16 protein-coding genes are annotated in these 16,615 nt (G+C 47.6%); 10 read left to right on the top strand and 6 right to left on the bottom strand.

Annotation, left to right across the window (positions count from 1 at the left end):
• Positions 1-82: 82 nt before the first annotated feature.
• Positions 83-649, top strand: a complete 567-nt coding sequence (locus tag WH45_RS07660; RefSeq protein ID WP_046213805.1) for a DUF420 domain-containing protein — start codon at positions 83-85, stop codon at positions 647-649.
• A gap of 205 nt (positions 650-854) precedes the next feature.
• Here the strand turns inward: WH45_RS07660 and WH45_RS07655 are convergent, their stop codons facing one another.
• A complete protein-coding gene (locus WH45_RS07655; protein ID WP_046213804.1) occupies positions 855-1,157 on the bottom strand; it encodes a hypothetical protein in 303 nt (100 codons plus the stop codon).
• Positions 1,158-1,667: 510 nt separating this feature from the next.
• Here WH45_RS07655 and WH45_RS07650 point away from each other — a divergent pair.
• On the top strand, positions 1,668-2,480 hold the full coding sequence (locus tag WH45_RS07650; RefSeq protein ID WP_046213803.1) for a formate/nitrite transporter family protein: 813 nt from the start codon (positions 1,668-1,670) through the stop codon (positions 2,478-2,480).
• A gap of 215 nt (positions 2,481-2,695) precedes the next feature.
• Complete coding sequence (locus WH45_RS07645) at positions 2,696-3,241, top strand: glutathione peroxidase (RefSeq protein ID WP_046213802.1); 546 nt, start codon at positions 2,696-2,698, stop codon at positions 3,239-3,241.
• Between the two features lie 270 nt (positions 3,242-3,511).
• Here WH45_RS07645 and pdxR read toward each other — a convergent pair whose 3' ends face one another.
• The gene (gene pdxR, locus WH45_RS07640; protein WP_046213801.1) at positions 3,512-4,990 is read right to left on the bottom strand and encodes a MocR-like pyridoxine biosynthesis transcription factor PdxR; all 1,479 of its coding nucleotides are present in this window, start codon (positions 4,988-4,990) and stop codon (positions 3,512-3,514) included.
• Between the two features lie 341 nt (positions 4,991-5,331).
• On the opposite strand from pdxR, the gene WH45_RS07635 reads away from it, so the two are divergent.
• Positions 5,332-6,270 (top strand): DMT family transporter, encoded by a 939-nt coding sequence (locus tag WH45_RS07635; RefSeq protein WP_046213800.1) that lies wholly within the window; start codon positions 5,332-5,334, stop codon positions 6,268-6,270.
• Positions 6,271-6,510: 240 nt separating this feature from the next.
• Here the strand turns inward: WH45_RS07635 and WH45_RS23560 are convergent, their stop codons facing one another.
• The gene (locus tag WH45_RS23560) at positions 6,511-6,669 is read right to left on the bottom strand and encodes a hypothetical protein (protein WP_156075151.1); all 159 of its coding nucleotides are present in this window, start codon (positions 6,667-6,669) and stop codon (positions 6,511-6,513) included.
• 345 nt (positions 6,670-7,014) lie between these two features.
• On the opposite strand from WH45_RS23560, the gene WH45_RS07630 reads away from it, so the two are divergent.
• From WH45_RS07630 to WH45_RS07605, 6 genes are all read left to right on the top strand, one after another.
• Positions 7,015-7,848 carry a sensor histidine kinase gene (locus WH45_RS07630; RefSeq protein ID WP_046213799.1) on the top strand — a complete coding sequence of 278 codons (834 nt, stop codon included), beginning with the start codon at positions 7,015-7,017 and terminating at the stop codon, positions 7,846-7,848.
• Positions 7,841-8,503 carry a response regulator gene (locus tag WH45_RS07625; protein WP_046213798.1) on the top strand — a complete coding sequence of 221 codons (663 nt, stop codon included), beginning with the start codon at positions 7,841-7,843 and terminating at the stop codon, positions 8,501-8,503. The genes WH45_RS07630 and WH45_RS07625 overlap by 8 nt, the downstream gene beginning before the upstream one ends.
• A gap of 143 nt (positions 8,504-8,646) precedes the next feature.
• A complete protein-coding gene (locus tag WH45_RS07620; RefSeq protein ID WP_162198441.1) occupies positions 8,647-10,464 on the top strand; it encodes a copper resistance CopC/CopD family protein in 1,818 nt (605 codons plus the stop codon).
• Between the two features lie 72 nt (positions 10,465-10,536).
• Positions 10,537-11,292, top strand: a complete 756-nt coding sequence (locus WH45_RS07615) for a YcnI family copper-binding membrane protein (protein WP_046213796.1) — start codon at positions 10,537-10,539, stop codon at positions 11,290-11,292.
• Positions 11,293-11,435: 143 nt separating this feature from the next.
• On the top strand, positions 11,436-12,761 hold the full coding sequence (locus WH45_RS07610; protein WP_046213795.1) for a GTP cyclohydrolase IIa: 1,326 nt from the start codon (positions 11,436-11,438) through the stop codon (positions 12,759-12,761).
• A 13-nt stretch (positions 12,762-12,774) separates the two neighbouring features.
• Positions 12,775-13,125, top strand: a complete 351-nt coding sequence (locus tag WH45_RS07605; RefSeq protein ID WP_152663505.1) for a hypothetical protein — start codon at positions 12,775-12,777, stop codon at positions 13,123-13,125.
• Positions 13,126-13,311: 186 nt separating this feature from the next.
• On the opposite strand, the gene WH45_RS07600 is transcribed toward WH45_RS07605, so the two are convergent.
• The 3 genes from WH45_RS07600 to WH45_RS23730 are packed head-to-tail and all read right to left on the bottom strand — an operon-like array spanning position 13,312 to position 16,370.
• On the bottom strand, positions 13,312-15,234 hold the full coding sequence (locus WH45_RS07600; RefSeq protein ID WP_046213793.1) for a hypothetical protein: 1,923 nt from the start codon (positions 15,232-15,234) through the stop codon (positions 13,312-13,314).
• On the bottom strand, positions 15,231-16,190 hold the full coding sequence (locus tag WH45_RS07595; RefSeq protein WP_046213792.1) for a hypothetical protein: 960 nt from the start codon (positions 16,188-16,190) through the stop codon (positions 15,231-15,233). Before WH45_RS07595 ends, WH45_RS07600 begins: the two co-directional genes overlap by 4 nt.
• Positions 16,191-16,223: 33 nt before the next feature.
• Positions 16,224-16,370, bottom strand: a complete 147-nt coding sequence (locus tag WH45_RS23730) for a hypothetical protein (protein ID WP_200897666.1) — start codon at positions 16,368-16,370, stop codon at positions 16,224-16,226.
• Positions 16,371-16,615 lie beyond the last annotated feature (245 nt).

The following is a 16,615-nucleotide window of genomic DNA, read 5'->3' as shown; positions in this document are numbered from 1 at the left end:
TCCTTATCCGGTTTATTAAAATATAATATAATGAGGATATTTCGATATTCCCAGTATGAATCGCAAGGATGGGAGAGTACACATGGACAAGGGTACACAAACCGGCAATCTCAAGCCAACGACGAACAAGAATTTTACAGGTCTGATTATTACCGTATCTGTAATTGCGAACGTCATCATTTTGCTTTTGTTTTTCTCACCGGCTATCGGGTACAAAGGAACGGTTGGTTTTGATATTACCCTGCTGCCGCGGATGAATGCGATTTTTAACAGCTTTACCTTCATTTTCCTCGTTGCAGCACTGATCTCGATTTTGAAAAAAAATATTAAGCTGCACAGGGGCTTCATTCTGGCAGCATTCTCGTCAACATTGCTGTTCCTGGTTACTTATTTGACCTTTCACTATCTCTCGCCGGAGACCGCCAAATACGGCGGGGAAGGCTTTATTCGTACCGTCTACTTCTTCATTCTGATTACGCATAGCTTCCTGGCTGCAATCATTGTACCGCTGGCGCTGTTCGCACTGGTATGGGGATGGACGATGCAGATTGCCAAACACAAAAAAATCGTCCGCTGGACGATGCCGATTTGGCTGTATGTAAGTTCTACTGGAGTTATTGTCTACTTGATGATGGCACCTTATTATTGAGCATTCGATACAGAGATGTACCATGGATGCCAGGCAGCTTGAAGGCTGGGCACCAAATGGCAGATCTACAGCAAAAAACCGCGGCTTCCCGGGCCGCGGTTTTTTGCTGTGCTGCTATAGAGATTAACAGGTGCTCTATCTAATCATCATCTCATGGAATGTCGGTGTATGCCATAATGGATGGTTCAAGCAGAGTATTCGCTGCTTACTTAATGCCGTCTTTGTAGTTTTTGCTCCAGTTCTTGTCACCCAGATGAGAAAAGTCTTCTACAGTTCTTTCCAGTGTCTCGATTAGTTGTGCCTTGATTTCGGAAATGGTATCACGATATACGCGCTCTTCGTTACCATTGATACGGTCGCCATAGATTGCCAGAGAAGCAGTATACTGACGGTGTTTTTCAACCAGCTCGTCGATAGATTGCAGTGCATGTTCAACGTAGCGTGTAATTCCTTGTTGTTCTTGTGGCAGCAATTCCCGAAGTTGCTGTACTTTGTTATGGTTTGTCATTTTCGGTCACCTCATATTTTGATTGTAAATTTACATTAACACACTTTCACAAAATGTTCATTAAAACGAGCTTAAATATGTTACTTTTTTCATAGAATACCCGACATTGAAATGAATTAATCACTGATAACATCTATATATCATCAAGATTAGGTGTGAAAACACCATAATCATTGGTTACAGAAAAATGATGTGTCTAATTTGTGACTGTGTTTGCTTATAATATCATTTCGGCAGAATGTTTCACTAAGTGAATAGCTTTTGTGACTTTAGTCATAATTTGTCGAAGAATAGGAATAATTTCCTATGCCTAATGAACTAAACGTGAGTGGGCTAAAAGGATCGGGTTAAAATGGGTGATTTGCGTGTAGATAGTTTTATAAGGGAATGTATCTGCATAATCATGCGATGATGTGGATGTGGTATTGTAGAACAGCCAGGAACAGCTATCGATGCATTCTGGAAAGCAGGGAATCAATCAAATCGAATTTATACTAGGATGGTGAATGAATGGAAGTACAATCGTTAAAACAGGTGGAGAAGCTGGCGCTGGAAAAGAACATGATCTTCAGACAGAGCAAACTCCGCTACCTGTCGCGCTCCATGCTGGCGAGTATGTTTATCGGATTCGGGGTTATTGTCGCTTTTAAGACAGGTAATTTCTTTTATGCGGTGGAATCCCCGGCAGCCTACCCGATGGCAGCACTTACCTTTGGAGCGGCGATTATTCTGATCTCGCTGGGCGGAGGGGATCTGTTTACGGGGGATACGTTCTATTATTCCTATGCGGCACTTAGGCGCAGGCTGCGCTGGCTGCAAGTTGTAAAGATGTGGGTGACCAGTTATATCGGCAATATCATGGGGGCCTGTGCATTTGCATTGTTGATCTATCTGACAGGACTTTATTCGGATCACTCGGTCAATGCCTTTTTGTTGAATGTGGTCGAACACAAAATGCAGGCACCTACATCGCAGCTGTTTTTCAGGGCGATTTTATGTAACTGGCTCGTCTGTCTGGCCTTCTTTATCCCAATGGGACTCAAAAATGAAGTGGCCAAGCTGTTCTGTATGATGCTGTTTGTATTTTGCTTCTTTATCTCGGGCTATGAACATAGTATCGCGAATATGTGTACATTTGCGATTGCGCTTGTAGTGGATCATCCATCGACGATCAATTTTGCAGGTGTAATCCATAATCTGATTCCGGTGACAATCGGTAATCTGATCGGCGGATCGGTCTTTATGTCGATGATGTACTATTATGTGAACAAGCCCTTTATGGATACCCATCCGATTGATGAGCATTCTGCAGATCAGGACTAACAGGCTGGTTATTATAAAAAGAATTCTGAAATGAGACAGATCAGCCAGATTGCTAACCCTTTACTCCGCATTCGACAAAATAATTGCTTAACTAGTCCTAAATACCTTTGATTAATAAAAATATTTTAGGACTATAGTTTCAAATTAAGCTTAAATTGGTTATAATAAAATAAGCAAATACATCATTGTAATCAAAGGAGAGCGCAAAGCCCATTATGAGCGTATATCAATTCTCGGCAACAAACATGGCTGGTAAGGAAGTATCTTTGGGGGAATATCGTGATCAGGTAATTCTGGTCGTCAACACAGCAAGTCAGTGCGGATTTACTTTTCAATTTGAGGACCTACAGAAGTTATATGATCGTTACAAAGACAGAGGACTTATCGTACTCGGCTTTCCTTCCAACCAGTTTGCAGATCAGGAACCTGGCGACAATGAGCGCATACAGGCTTTCTGCATGCTGAATTATGGTGTTACGTTCCCGATGTTCCAAAAGGTAGACGTGCGGGATCAAAATGCGCATCCTTTGTTTACGTATCTGGCGGATTCCAAGCCGTTTGAAGGGTTTGATATGACGCACTCGGTCGCAAAGATTCTGCTGCCGCTGCTGCATGAGCGCCATCCGGAATACATGCCGGGCGATTCAATCAAATGGAATTTCACCAAGTTCCTGATTGATCGGAATGGCGAAGTTGTCAAACGCTTCGAGCCTACGACTGATCCTTATGATCTCGAAGAAGATATTGAAGCACTGCTGTAAATGGCATAACGTATACAACAACCTGTTTAATTGCATAAAAAGAAGCCCGGTGAACTGCTCACCGGGCTTTTTGAATACTGTCAGAGTATAGGCAGGCGGTTAGAAGATACACCAGTTTATAAACTACCTCCACCCTCGATAAGCGCATGATTAACTGGTAAGCTTAAGCAAGTAAAGATGCAAAAAATGGATGCACTGTGTAATGTACTTCAATAATTTACGGAAGCATACTAGATTAAGGGTGATTTTTATCATAACATTTTCCATCTTTTAAAAATAAGGTTTATTATCGCTTATCATTCTCGATAAGATCATATCGTGAAGTATAGCACACAGTGTTGTGATTCCATAAGTTAGCAGTTCCTCATTTACATATGAGTAACTAATTCGCAAATGATTATATTCTTGTCCAACCGGGTAACATGCTGACCCTGGTAAAAATGTAATCTGTTGTTTTTTTGCTTCTGATAAAAGTAGGTGACTATCAATCCAGGTCGGTAAACTAATCCATAAATTTAACCCTCCCTCTGGTATTGTCCAAGATACATCATCAGGTGAAAGTCTTGTGAGTAAATCAATAACTAAATCTCTTCGAATTTTTAAAGCTATCCGCAATTTCTTTGTGTGATCTAGCATTCTTTTAGAGTTAATTAAAGGAAGAATTGCCTTTTGTGTGAGTAAAGGACTTCCTAAATCAGCATTTGCTTTGGCGGCTAATAAACGGCGAAAAATGGAGCCTGAAGCTGTTAATACTCCTATTCTGCAACTTGGTGCAATGGTTTTACTTAATCCTCGCAAATAAATCACATGCCCGAACTGATCCATACTTTTAAGTGTAGCAGGTGGTTTCTTTTCAAAATAAATTTCACTGCATGGATCGTCCTCTACAATAATACATTGGATGCTTTGAGCTATATCGAGTAACTGCTTACGTCGTTTTAATGTCATAACAACACCGGTTGGATTATGAAAAGTAGGAATTGTAAAAATAACTTTGGGTTTATATTTTTCACAAACATTTTGGAGTATATCTATTCGCAGTCCATCCTTATCAACAGGCACAGTAAGTATGGTAGCGCCCCTTCCACGAAAAACATCAATTGCTCCAGGGTAGGTAGGGGCTTCCATTATTACAAAATCCCCAGATCCAACAAATGTACGAGCTATTAAATCAATACCTTGTTGAAGACCACTTGTAACTAAAATGTTTTCTGGTGTAGAAAGAACCCCTGACCTTTTTAAATACTTAGACATTTCGTTTCTTAGTTGACTATCCCCTTGTATGTTTCCATATAGAGACAATAACTCTGGGTTTTCCGTAAGAACTTGGTGAACCTCACGCTCGAAATATCGATTGGGGAAAAGTTTGGGATCTATCATCGATGATGAAAGATGGACCTTTTGAGGAGCAATATGATAACGAGCAAACTGGGATCTAGGTAAATAATCTTGAAGCGATAATTGCCAATCGTATGAAGGAATTATTTCTTTTTCTCCCCTTTCCTCTATTATTTTAGCTTTTATAAATGTACCTTTTCCTTGGATAGAAGTAATAAAACCATCTTGTTCTAATTGTTTATATGCCTTGAAAACTGTAACCAAACTTACTTCCAGTTGTTTTGAAAGGATGCGTACTGATGGCAACTTCAGTCCTTCTTTCAAAAGTCCTGAGCGAATACGGTCAACAATTGATTGATATATTTGGTCAGAAAGTGATACTCCTACATTTCTTTGGATATCAATTCGCATAATAAATGATCTCCTTAATGTTATACGTATATGTAGTGTTATAGTACCACATTGAGTGTTATACATATGACGAAGTAAGATATAACCCATGAAGTTGAACAATACATTAAATGGAAGGAAGATGGTGGGAATGGAAAAATGAAACTGGATTGGGGAACAGAGGATTTTTTATAGAAAGACAGATAAACGATATGTTGCTAATTTTAAGGATGGGAAATGAGACCACTAACTAAAAAGTCATATGATACATTTACCGGGATTCCGTTAGGTCGCAATAAAGCCTCTGAAGGCTGAATCAAGGTAAGTGAATAATCTAATCCATAATGAAAGAAGGAGAAATTATGAATCAAAAAAGACTATTCCTTACTTACGGGTTAGTATTTTTTGTAACGGCTATTTGGGGACTTAATATTGTTATTATTAAAGTATTGGTAGAATATTTACCTCCACAAACAATGACGGCATTTCGAATTATGATGGCTGGGTTTACGGCATTAATTACAATCGTTCTTGGAAAGTCATTTCGCCATTTATCCAAAAAGGAATGGATTTATACACTACTCGGCATGTTATTTGGAGTGATTTTACATCACTCGCTTATAGCAGTAGGTCTAACAATGATTGATGCTTCGAATGCTTCTTTGATTCTTGCATTAGTACCACTTACAACAGCAATACTTGCCGTCCTTTTTTTAAGTGAACAATTAACAAAATTGCGAATTGTTGGTTTTATTCTTGCGTTAACTGGCGTCTTTTTTATTCAGGGCGGTTCATTGAGTAATATGCAATTATCTCAAGGAGAATTGATTTTATTAATTGCTATGGTTGTCCAAGCCATTAGTTTTATTTTCGTAAAAAAAGCAACTGCAACGATTGATTCAAAACAGGTCACAACAATAATGTACCTACTAGGTTCAATTGGTTTGTTGATCATTAGTTTTATAACGGAGCCTAAAGGACTCAGTGAAATGACTTCAGCTTCTTTATTTATTTACTTCTTATTTATCGTATCCGGGATAGTGGCAACAGGAGTAGGATATATAGTTTTTAATGCAGCTATTCAGCAGATAGGGGCTGGACAAACAGCGATATTTAATAACTTTGTTCCATTTTTTGGTCTTGTATTCTCAGCCCTCTTCTTAAATGAAACTATTACAGCTCCACAATTGATTGGATTTGTGTTTATTGTAGCTGGTGTTTTATTTGGCACAGGTTATATTGAAAAAACATGGGGGAAAAGGTTTAAACGGATTAGTAATACCAGGAGGAGTGTAGGATAATCTCCACTCTTCCTGGTATGGCAATTCGAGGTTCTTATTTCTCACTTTACCGGACTATTTTTATTGAACTATTTAGCAAAAAAGCACAATGTAACGCCCAAGCGATACCAGCCGGCTCTGCCTCCGGTCGCCGAATTTCATATTAGCCCATGAATAAAAGAATAAAACAAAAAAACCGACTCCTCGTTATGGGTCGGTTTTGTCATATATGGATGAGTCTGTTCCAATGGCTGCGGATGATTAGCGGCTGCGGGAAGGAATAGAGCACTTTTTTAGATATTCCAGCTTGCGAATGATTTCCTTTTGCCATTTGTGGTCACCCACATGAACAGCCAGATTGAGAAGATCAAGATAATCGTCGATTTGTAGTGAGGTTTTCTGGGTCATTGCGTTCATCAAGATTCCGTCTCCTTTGAAGCGCAGGGATAGCAGCGCGTATATAATGAGGCACAGTGTGCACGTTGCGGCAGTAACAGCATTTCCTTATATAAGTAATTATCAATCGATTATCAACCGATCAGGAATGATAATCATTATCACATCTACATTCTCATTGTAAGCATTCAACCGGTGAATTGCAAACCATTTATCTAAATTTTTTTGGAAAATCTTCAACTGTTCACAGGTTATACACGGTTGGATCATGGGATAATTACAATAGTAGATGCAGCAAGCACATTCTGGAATAATGAAAGCAGCCAGTCAATTCATTTTGTACCGATTAAGCTACTAAAGGAGAATGATATGTCTTACCGATGGATGAAATGGACAATCTTGTTTTTACCGACCGTTACAATTGGGTTATGGGAGTATGTGAGGCATCAGCTGCTGATGCCGTATCTGTCCATGGAGGCCGGCAACTGGCTGTCGCCGGTCATTGTATATATAGTCAGCGTTACTCTGCTGCGCCGGATGTTTACGATGATGGAGCATACGCAGGCAGCACTGGATCAGGAACGGATTGCCAAAGGCAAGCTGGAAGAGCGGCAGCTGCTGGCCGGAGAGCTGCATGACGGAGTCGCACAATCGCTGTTCCTGCTCGGAGTCAAGCTGGATCAGGCCCGGCGCCGATTCGATGATCCCGAAGTGCAGAAGATGCTGAACGATATTAGCCGTACCGTCAGCGAAGCCAATCATGATGTACGGCAGTCGATTGCCAATCTCAAATATTCACCGCGCCAGGAAGATGCCGGCGAGACTTCACTGGAATATCGTATTCGCGAGATGATTCCACTTGCCGGAGTCAAGGTGGAGCTGGGCTGGCAGCTGGACGAGGCACTGCTGCGCCCGGATGAGCAGGCGGAGCTGCTCGCCTGCATCCGTGAGGCTCTGCTGAATATTCACAAGCATGCGGGCGCACGGAATGCGACTATTTCCGGTATACAGCAAGCCGAGGCGTGGCAGGTGACCGTGCAGGATAATGGGCATGGATATGATGAACAGGCACTGAACGATCCCGGCAAATTCGGGCTGCGCATTACCGCGGAACGGGCCGAGCTGAGAGGATGGACCTTTGCGCTCCGGCGGGAAGGGGAATGGACCCGGTTCATACTGACAGGAGGAAGCAGACATGGATAGAGTACGTGTACTGATTGTGGATGATCATGCGCATGCCCGTGAGGCAACGAGCGTGATTTTATCGGAAGAACCGATGTTTGAAGTGACCGGTACCGCTGCCAGCGGACAGGAAGCGCTGGAGTTTACGGAGAAATGGATGCCGGATCTCATCCTGATGGATATTTCCATGAAAGGGATGGATGGACTGGAGACCACGCGGCTGATCAAGCTGCGATTTCCGTATGTCAAAATTATTATGATGACCGTGTCGGATGATGCCGCCCATCTGTTCGAAGCAATCAAGCAGGGCGCGCAGGGATATCTGCTCAAAAGTCTGCCTCCGTCCACCTGGCTGGAATATCTGCGCAGTGTGGCATCCGACCGGGAAGGCATGAGCCAGGAGATTGCCCATCGCATCCTGCAGGAATTTCCGTTTGGCAAGGCGCAGAGCGATCCGGCTGCCGATACATTGACCCGGCGGGAGCGGGAGATTCTGCAGTGGGTATCCTCCGGGATGACTAACCGGGAGATTGCCGCCGAGCTGGTCATTTCCGAGCAGACGGTCAAAAATCATCTCAAAAATATTTTGCAAAAATTGCAACTTGAGAACCGTGTACAGCTGACCCGATATGCGCTGGAGCAGGGCTTGGCTTCGGATCAGCGTCCGCGTCCATAATTCATTCAAATTTGAACCGGTGAATGACGGTTATATAGCCCTATGTAGTCATTTTCCACTGGCAGATGTTCCGTTATGATGAGAAAGGTTCATTGGATTGGGGTCCCATGACCGTTCGGAAAGCAGGTGAAGGATTGAGCAACATGATAATACGATCAGATAAATCACAGAATGTACAGACAGCAGGGTTATTATCGTTCGCTGATCGCTATGACGGGTCTGCGAAAAGTGGGAGCTACCGCGGAAAGCATGCAGCCCGGCTTGGCGCAGCAGGCAGAAGCAAAGCTTTGCTGCACAGCGTACTTGCTCTGCTGGTACTGCTGATGTGTGTACTGTTCCCGCAGCAAGGTATGGCGCACTCGGCGGTGGTGGAATCATCACCGTCACAGAATGAAGTGCTGGAGCAATCCCCGCAGCAGATCAAGATCCGTTTTAATGAAGATATTCAGCGTGCGTATTACAGCATCCAGCTGATGGATTCGTCCGGCAAGGTGATCGGACCGATCCAGGCGAAGATTGATGAGAATGACGGTACCGTGTTAAAAGCGGATGTGCCGATGAAGCTGGCAGGCGATATTTACAATATTTCCTGGAAAGCCGTATCCGGCGACGGACATCCGGTACAGGGCGGAATCGTGTTCCAGGTCGGCGATGGCGCCGGCAAAGACGTAAACGATACGGATGTGCGTATCAGCGACAAGCCGGTCAATCCGCTGCTGGTCGTTATGCGATGGCTGCAGTATGCCGGACAGGCGATGCTGCTCGGGGCGCTCTGTCTGACCCTGTTCCTGCTGCCGCAGCGGCTGCGTGCCGGGGAGCATACCGGATGGATGACAGGCGGCCGCTACCGCTGGTTCGTGATAGCGGGCGGTGTGATTGCCTTGGCAGCTCTGGTGGCACAGCTGCCGCTGCGAATCGCCTGGGATGCGGATGTACCGCTGTCCGGCACCGGTGCCGAAGTGATGACGACTTTGCAGGCGACCGTGTTCGGCAAGGTCTGGTTGTTCCAGATGATCTTTACCGTACTGGGCATCGCAGGTCTGCTGCTCATGCAGCTGCGCAAGTTATCCGTATCGATCCGCAAAGGGATCGGTATGACAGCATTTGTAATGCTGGTCGTGGCGCTGCTGGCCAAGGCATTTGATGGACATGCCTATGCAGAGCCGTATGCAGGTATTGCGATTGCGGCTGACTTTATCCATCTACTGTCGGCTCTGATCTGGAGCGGAGCGCTGCTTGCACTGGCACTATTTCTGCCGAAGATTACGGAAGCGTACAGCGGTGAAGAGCGCCGACTTGTATACTGGAGCATCGTTCGCCGGTTCTCCTGGTGGGCGATCGTATCGGTAGCGGCGCTGCTGGTGACCGGGATTTATGGCAGTCTGGTCTATTTGCCGGAGCTGAATTCGCTGTTCACGACTGCGTATGGATTGACACTGCTGGGCAAAATTCTGCTGTTCCTGATTATGGCTGCTTTTGCCGGATTGAATTATGTCAAAGGCCGCAAGCAGGAGGAAGAGCTGGGCAAGGATCTGATCTGGGAAGTGCTGACCGGATTCGTCATTCTGGTGCTGGCTGCGATCCTCGTGCATCTGTCGCCTATGGGCGGCTCGCTGGTCAAGGTCAAGCCGGAAGAGATTACCGCCCAGACGCAGCAGATCGAAGGCTATGAAGTGAGTCTCAAAGCGACACCGCTGGAGATGGGCAGCAATGACTTTATCGTGACGGTCAAGGATGCCAAAGGAAAGCCGGTGGATGTGGAGCAGATTCAGATCACGATGACGCACATGGATATGACGATGGCACCTGCGGAATTCACGATGAGCAGCGCAGATGAGCAAAATGGCGTCTACCAGAAAAAGTCCATGATCAGCATGAACGGACGCTGGCAGATCGACATGCATATCCTGACCAAAAAGCTGGATAGCATGGATGTGCAGTTTACGATCAAGGTAGGATAATAAACAGCAATAATCGCAGGACACATTGCATGATGGAATGTGCATAACTCAGACAAAGGGGCTTATTCATTTATGAAATCCAAATCCGTATTTACCCGTATGATCTCGCTTATCTCGGCTGCTGTTCTGGCCGGATTCGTCACATTCGCAGGCGTTGCCAGTGCGCACGTGACCGTCAAGCCTGCCGCATCCATGACCGGTGCCTGGGAAACCTACACGATCAAGGTACCTTCGGAAAAGGAAATTCCGACAACCAAGGTAACACTGAAAGTACCGGAAAATCTTTCTTTCAAACAGTATCAGCCGGTTCCGGGCTGGAAGACGACCACCGAGAAAAATGATGCGGGCGAAATCACAGCCATCACCTGGGAAGCGGAAAGCGGCGGCATTGAAGCCGGACAGTTCCAGCAGTTTGTATTTGTCGGCGAGAACCCGGCCAAGGATAGCGAACTCGCCTGGGATGCCTACCAGTACTACAGTGACGGCAGTATTGTGGAATGGACCGGAGACGAGGGCAGTGATACGCCTCACTCCATGACTGTGGTCAGTGCCGAAGCGTCCGGTGCAGCAGCGCCGGCTGATCATGGGCATAATAGTGCAGGTACGGCAGGCAGCGGCACTGCCGGTACGGATAGCGGACATGCTGCGACTGATGAAGATACAGCTGGCTCCGCGCAGCCAGCTGCAGACAGCAATGCAAATGCTGCTCCGGCAGCCGCTCCAGCCGCAAACAGCGGTATGCAGACAGCGACATTGATCATTTCCATCGTCGCTCTGATCGCAGCCATCGGAGCATGGGTGACCGCTGCACGCAAACGCAGTAAATAAATGTAACTGTACACAGCAAGCCTGATTTCCCGGTAAAGGGAGGTCAGGCTTTTTCATTGCTTCTTTTTGATAGGGAAATTGGTATACTTGCTGTAATAATGATAGCTGGATTGATAACAGGTGACACGGTGAAGGAGAATGCTATGACGTACCGTCTTGGTGTAATCGGACCTCAGCCGTCCATCGATCATATTCTGGAAGTGACCCGGAATATGGCAGAGGATGCGCAGTTTATTCCATTTGTCTATAATCATCCGCAGGAGATTTCCGGCATTCTGGAGCAGAATCGTCCCGGTCTCAAAGGCTGGCTCTTCTCCGGTCCGGTACCGATGTCTGTGGCGCGTCCTTACTTGCGGGAAGCGGAACTGTCGGTCTACTGCAAGCCTGCCGGCTCCGGACTCTACAGGGGAATGGTGCAGATGCTGATGACGCAAAATATCGGAAGCTCGCCCTATTCCATTGATATGGTACGTTCGGAAGATCTGGATCTGCATGAATCCCTGGCAGAGCTGGGGATTGCGACGGAAGGATTGTATATGCATATTTTTGATGCGGCAGAAGATCCGGAGACGATTATCGATTTCCACCTGCAGTTATGGAAAAGTGGCAAAAGCGCTGCTGCACTGACCTGTATGCATTTTATTTACAGCGAGCTGCAGAAGCATGGCATGCCGGTATACCGGCTGACCATTACACGGCAGGATATTCGTCAGGCGGCCGAGCTGCTCATCCAGCAGGCGCGCAGCTCGTATTTCAAGGATACCCAGATCGGCATGCAGATGATCGAGGCGGATCTGATGACGCTGAGCAATCGTACAGGAAGAGGACGTTACTCCATCCAGTATGCGGAGCTGCGGATGCAGCAGCGTATGCTGGAGCTGTGTGAGCGTATCGATGGGGTCATGATGCCGCATGGAATAGGCAGCTACCAGCTGATCAGTACCCGCGGCGCGATTGAGCGGGAGCTGCCGGAGCTGCGGCGGGCGATTGGCAAACTGGAGCTGGAGCTGGATATTCCGGTATCGGTCGGCATCGGTTATGGAGATACGGCTTTTGCAGCGGGCAATCATGCGATACTGGCACTGCAGCATGTACGGAGTCGGCAGCAGCCGCTCCTGGTCATCATGCAGGATAACGGCGACATTCGTGAAATGGTCAAAGATGAAGCGCAGTGGAGCTATGCTTCACGGTCCGTGGACCCCAGCCTGCTCGCTCTGTTGAATGAAGCCGGAATCAGCGTCAAAACCTATAACCGAATCGAAGCGCTGACCCGCCATCTGAATTGGGACGGCTTTACCACTTCCCAGCTGGCTCAGCAGCTGTCCATGACGATTCGCAATGCACAGCGTATCCTGAGCAGTCTGTGCCGGATCGGATTGGCTGAAGTGGAAGGGGAAGAGCAGCAGTCGGTACGCGGCAGACCACGCAAAATTTACAGATTGCGCCGGAGCCGGTACCATGAAGAGTGAGAGGATGAAAAACGTGAAAAAGAGTACATTTCGCTCCAGTACAATACTTAAAATATATTATCTGATCATGGCAGCATCGGTAATTGCGCTAATAATCGGCAAGGAAAGATGGCTGGAGGGTGCTGGAGGTACGCAGGCAGCGATGTGGCTGTATTACGGGGTTGTGATCGTAGGCATACTGATCCTGGTGCCTGCGCTGGTAATGGCATGGTTCTGGCTGCGACGCTGGATGACCACCTACAAGGTCGAGCCGGGACTGCAGAAAGTTCTGCTGATTATTACCATTCCAATGATGCTGGTGATCGGATATATGCTGGAACTCGTATTTATCATGATCTTCATTGGTCTGGGCGGCAGCTCCTAATGCTGCGTTCCTATTAAGGCTGTAGATCCATCAAGCCGGAAGACCATCATCTATAATATAAATATGTAAACCATATCGACTTACCCAACAAGCCCATGCAGCTGTAATATCTGCATGGGCTTGTTAGCGATTCATTGTGAAGGTGAATCGGTTATTGAAGTGGAGTCGGTGCTCGTAGGAATCACATTATTCGATCCGATCGACACGGACCACAGGAGCACTCGTAGTTACACCGATCAGCCCGGATGGTTGGGTGTCGCCCAATCCATATTCCGGTTCAAATTCCGGATCGGGCATTCCCGGTGCTCCGGTATCTGCACTGCCGTTAGCTTCATTATCCGTGGCAGCACCGGAATCGGGACTGTTGTCTGTATTATCGGCGCCTGCTCCGGATTGCTCCGGGGTCAGCGATTGGAATTGTCCGTTAAACTGTCCATAAATGGTAAAGCTGCCGGTGGCAAATTCCATATCGCCGGTCAGCCATACATAACTGTCTCTCTGCCGTGCCAGCGCACCATTCTCATCCACCGATATGATCTCGGCGCTGAACTGTATCGTCTCATTCGGATGAGAAGCCACTTCAGCAGCTGTGATAGAGCGATACATGCTGTTATCGGTCCGGCTGTCGCTGAGTGTATAGCTGCCATCCTGAACAGGGCGGTAAATATCCGTCTGTCCAGCAGCGCCGTCAGCAGGTTCATGTACATCAATACTGCCATCCTCTGCGGTCTCATAACCGGCGGCCGCAACAGACAGCAGACTGCGGAACCCGCTTCCGGTCAGTCCATAAAAGGAATACTGATGACGGTCATCTTCAGCCGAGCCGGACTGGACGACGATGACCGGCTGCTCGCTGCTGCTGAGCCGCGGCTCAAGGGTCAGCGACAGTATCTGATTCGCAGTCTGGCCAATCTCCCCGGACCATACACTGGCTGCGCCATCGGACGACATTTTACCGAAAAACAGACGGTTATTATGATCGGTAGCGATGCTGTACACCGGCACATCCGCCCAGTTGACCCCGCCGGTTACATGCTCGTAGGCGACAGAAGCGTTGGAGCTCTGCAGCAGATGGACTGGATCGGCGGTCGCCCAGGCAATCTGAGTACGGGCGATCGGCTCACTCATATCTTCCAGTGTGCCCAGGGATTCATACAGATTCACAGCCTGCTGGAACTGCCCGGCAGCAGACAATGAAGCAGCCTGACCCTGAAGGGAAAGGATCTGCTGGCTGATTTGCGTCAGCACCGGAGATGAATCCAGTCCCAGCTCGCTGGCAGCATCCCTGAAGCTGCGGGCATGGGCTACAAACTGCGCAGTCCGTTTTGCCTGAATGTCCTTGGTAATGACCGATCGGGTCCCGTTTTCGGCGAGGGTCACGATCCATGGAGCTTGGTAATCGTGCTGCTTATACGTCTCTGCTGCATATACCGCTTGATTCAGAAATTCCGTGAAATTCCCTGCTGCGGCCAGCCGGTTCAGCTTGGTCTGGTCATAGCTTTCCAGCACATCGCGGATATACTGCTGCATCGGTTCCCTGGTATCCCAGTAAGCCTGCGGGATACGCAGCAGGTTCCATTTATGGGATTCATCCTTGTAATTCGCAGTCTTGAGATTCTGCTGCAGACCTTCTTCGAAGCTCTGGCGAAATTGGGTGAAACCGGTCTGCAGCTTTTCTTCCATCGTATAGTTTTGTTGAATCTGTTTGTATTCCTTTTGAAAGCGATCGTCGGCCTGCTGTTGAGCGCTGACCTGCCCGCTCCAGCGCTCATAGGCGCTGAGAAAGGAATCGAATTGCCGGGTGTCGATAGCAGCCTGCAGCTCACTGGCACTGGCGGATACGACGCTGTTCCACTGGCTGATTGGCTGCAGCTCAGCCAGCCGGCTGCGGATATGCTGTTCCTGGTAGGACAGATACCGGTTCTCGGCCGCCCGGCTGTACCACTGTTCTGCCGGAATCCATTCCTGGCGGGCATAATACTGATCCGCCAGCTTGATCCAGCTGATCTTGTGATAAATGCCGACACTTTTGAACACGATCAGTATCAGGCCCACTGTGCAGCAGACGAGCAGCAGATTGCGTAACGAAAACAGCCGAAGCACGCTCATGGACGTTCAGCTCCGGCGGCATCCGGTTCAAAGGCAGGATCGGACGGATACAGTTCTGCCCGGATACTTTCCATATCCTGACCAAGTACTTCGCTCTGCAAAGCCGGATCGCTGTGGACCACATGATATAATCGGACGAAGCGTTCCCGGGGCAGGAAGCGGGCGTACCGGCGGATAAAGCCCTGATACATGGTCACATACCGCTTCATGCGCACAGCAGCCGATGCCACGCTGATCAGAATATTCCAGCCGTTTTCCATTTCCAGAATTCGCGGTTCGTTGGCAATAATGTAGCGGATCGCCCGGTCCTTGATCATATCCCGTTTGAGCCGGGCAATTTCCCCGATATAATCGGCGACCAGCGGATCAAAATCCCTGGTAATCAGCGATTCCAGCTCCAGATCCATATCGCTGCGCAGCCGGAAGTTCTGCAGCAGGGACAGCAGCGCGAGCCGCAGTCGATCATTGCGGACGAGTACGGCGGTCTGACGCAAAATATGATAGCCTTCCACATCTTTCCCGCTGCGCACGGTCTCTACGCCGGTCGACTGGTCATGCACGAGTCCGTCATGGATGGTGGCATGATCATAGCGGAACATCCGGCTGAGCTGACGCAACGTCTCCCGGCCTGTCATCCGGCGTTGTACGAGTACGAGCAGAGCCAGCAGGATCAGACCGGTACCGGCGGCAATAGCGATCTGGGTCATATCCTGTGCCAGCAAAATGGCTATGATAATAAGCAGCACTGTAAATAAAATTTCGTTCAGCATTTTCCGGCGTGCCCGGGAGCGCGCCCGTTCCATTACCGGTACCAGCCTGGCTCTGCCGCAGTTCGGACAGGATTCGCCGGGCAGGATGGTGTACTTCCCGCATCGGCGGCAGGTCCGCAGCCGGTCATAGTTGCGGCGGCTTCGTTCAAGCACAGGCAGCTGAACCGCTTTTTTGGTAGTTGTCATAGTATGCAATCACTCTCTGTAATTCATATTTGGTTATTCCCGTTCGTTGACGGCGGCCAGCAGCTGTTTCTCCAATTCTTCCTCGGAAGGGGCTTTTTTACGGCGAAAGGCATAAGATAACAACCGGCTTACGACAAAAAGAAACATAATCGCGACACATGCGTATGCAAGTATATCCATAGGATAATCCTTTCTGTATGTTCAGGTAGTAGAAGTTTGGTTATTTTCTATTTTATGCGAAATTCTATTCCAGAATAAAGGGAGCGGTGAAGAATATTCAACTTTTAGCCTGTAGTCCAGTGATTTCCCCCGTCTTAGGGTGGGGAAAGAATTCGAGCGGATACGTTATAATGGTATCCGGCTTCCTTTGAAGAATCAGATGGCAAACGAGACTTTTTGGATGTGGATGGATTATTATGGATATT

The organism is Paenibacillus wulumuqiensis (assembly GCF_000971965.1).
Classification (GTDB): Bacteria; Bacillota; Bacilli; order Paenibacillales; family Paenibacillaceae; genus Saccharibacillus; species Saccharibacillus wulumuqiensis.
Note: the sequence above shows the minus strand (reverse complement) of the source record. Positions and strands in the feature narration are given on the sequence as shown.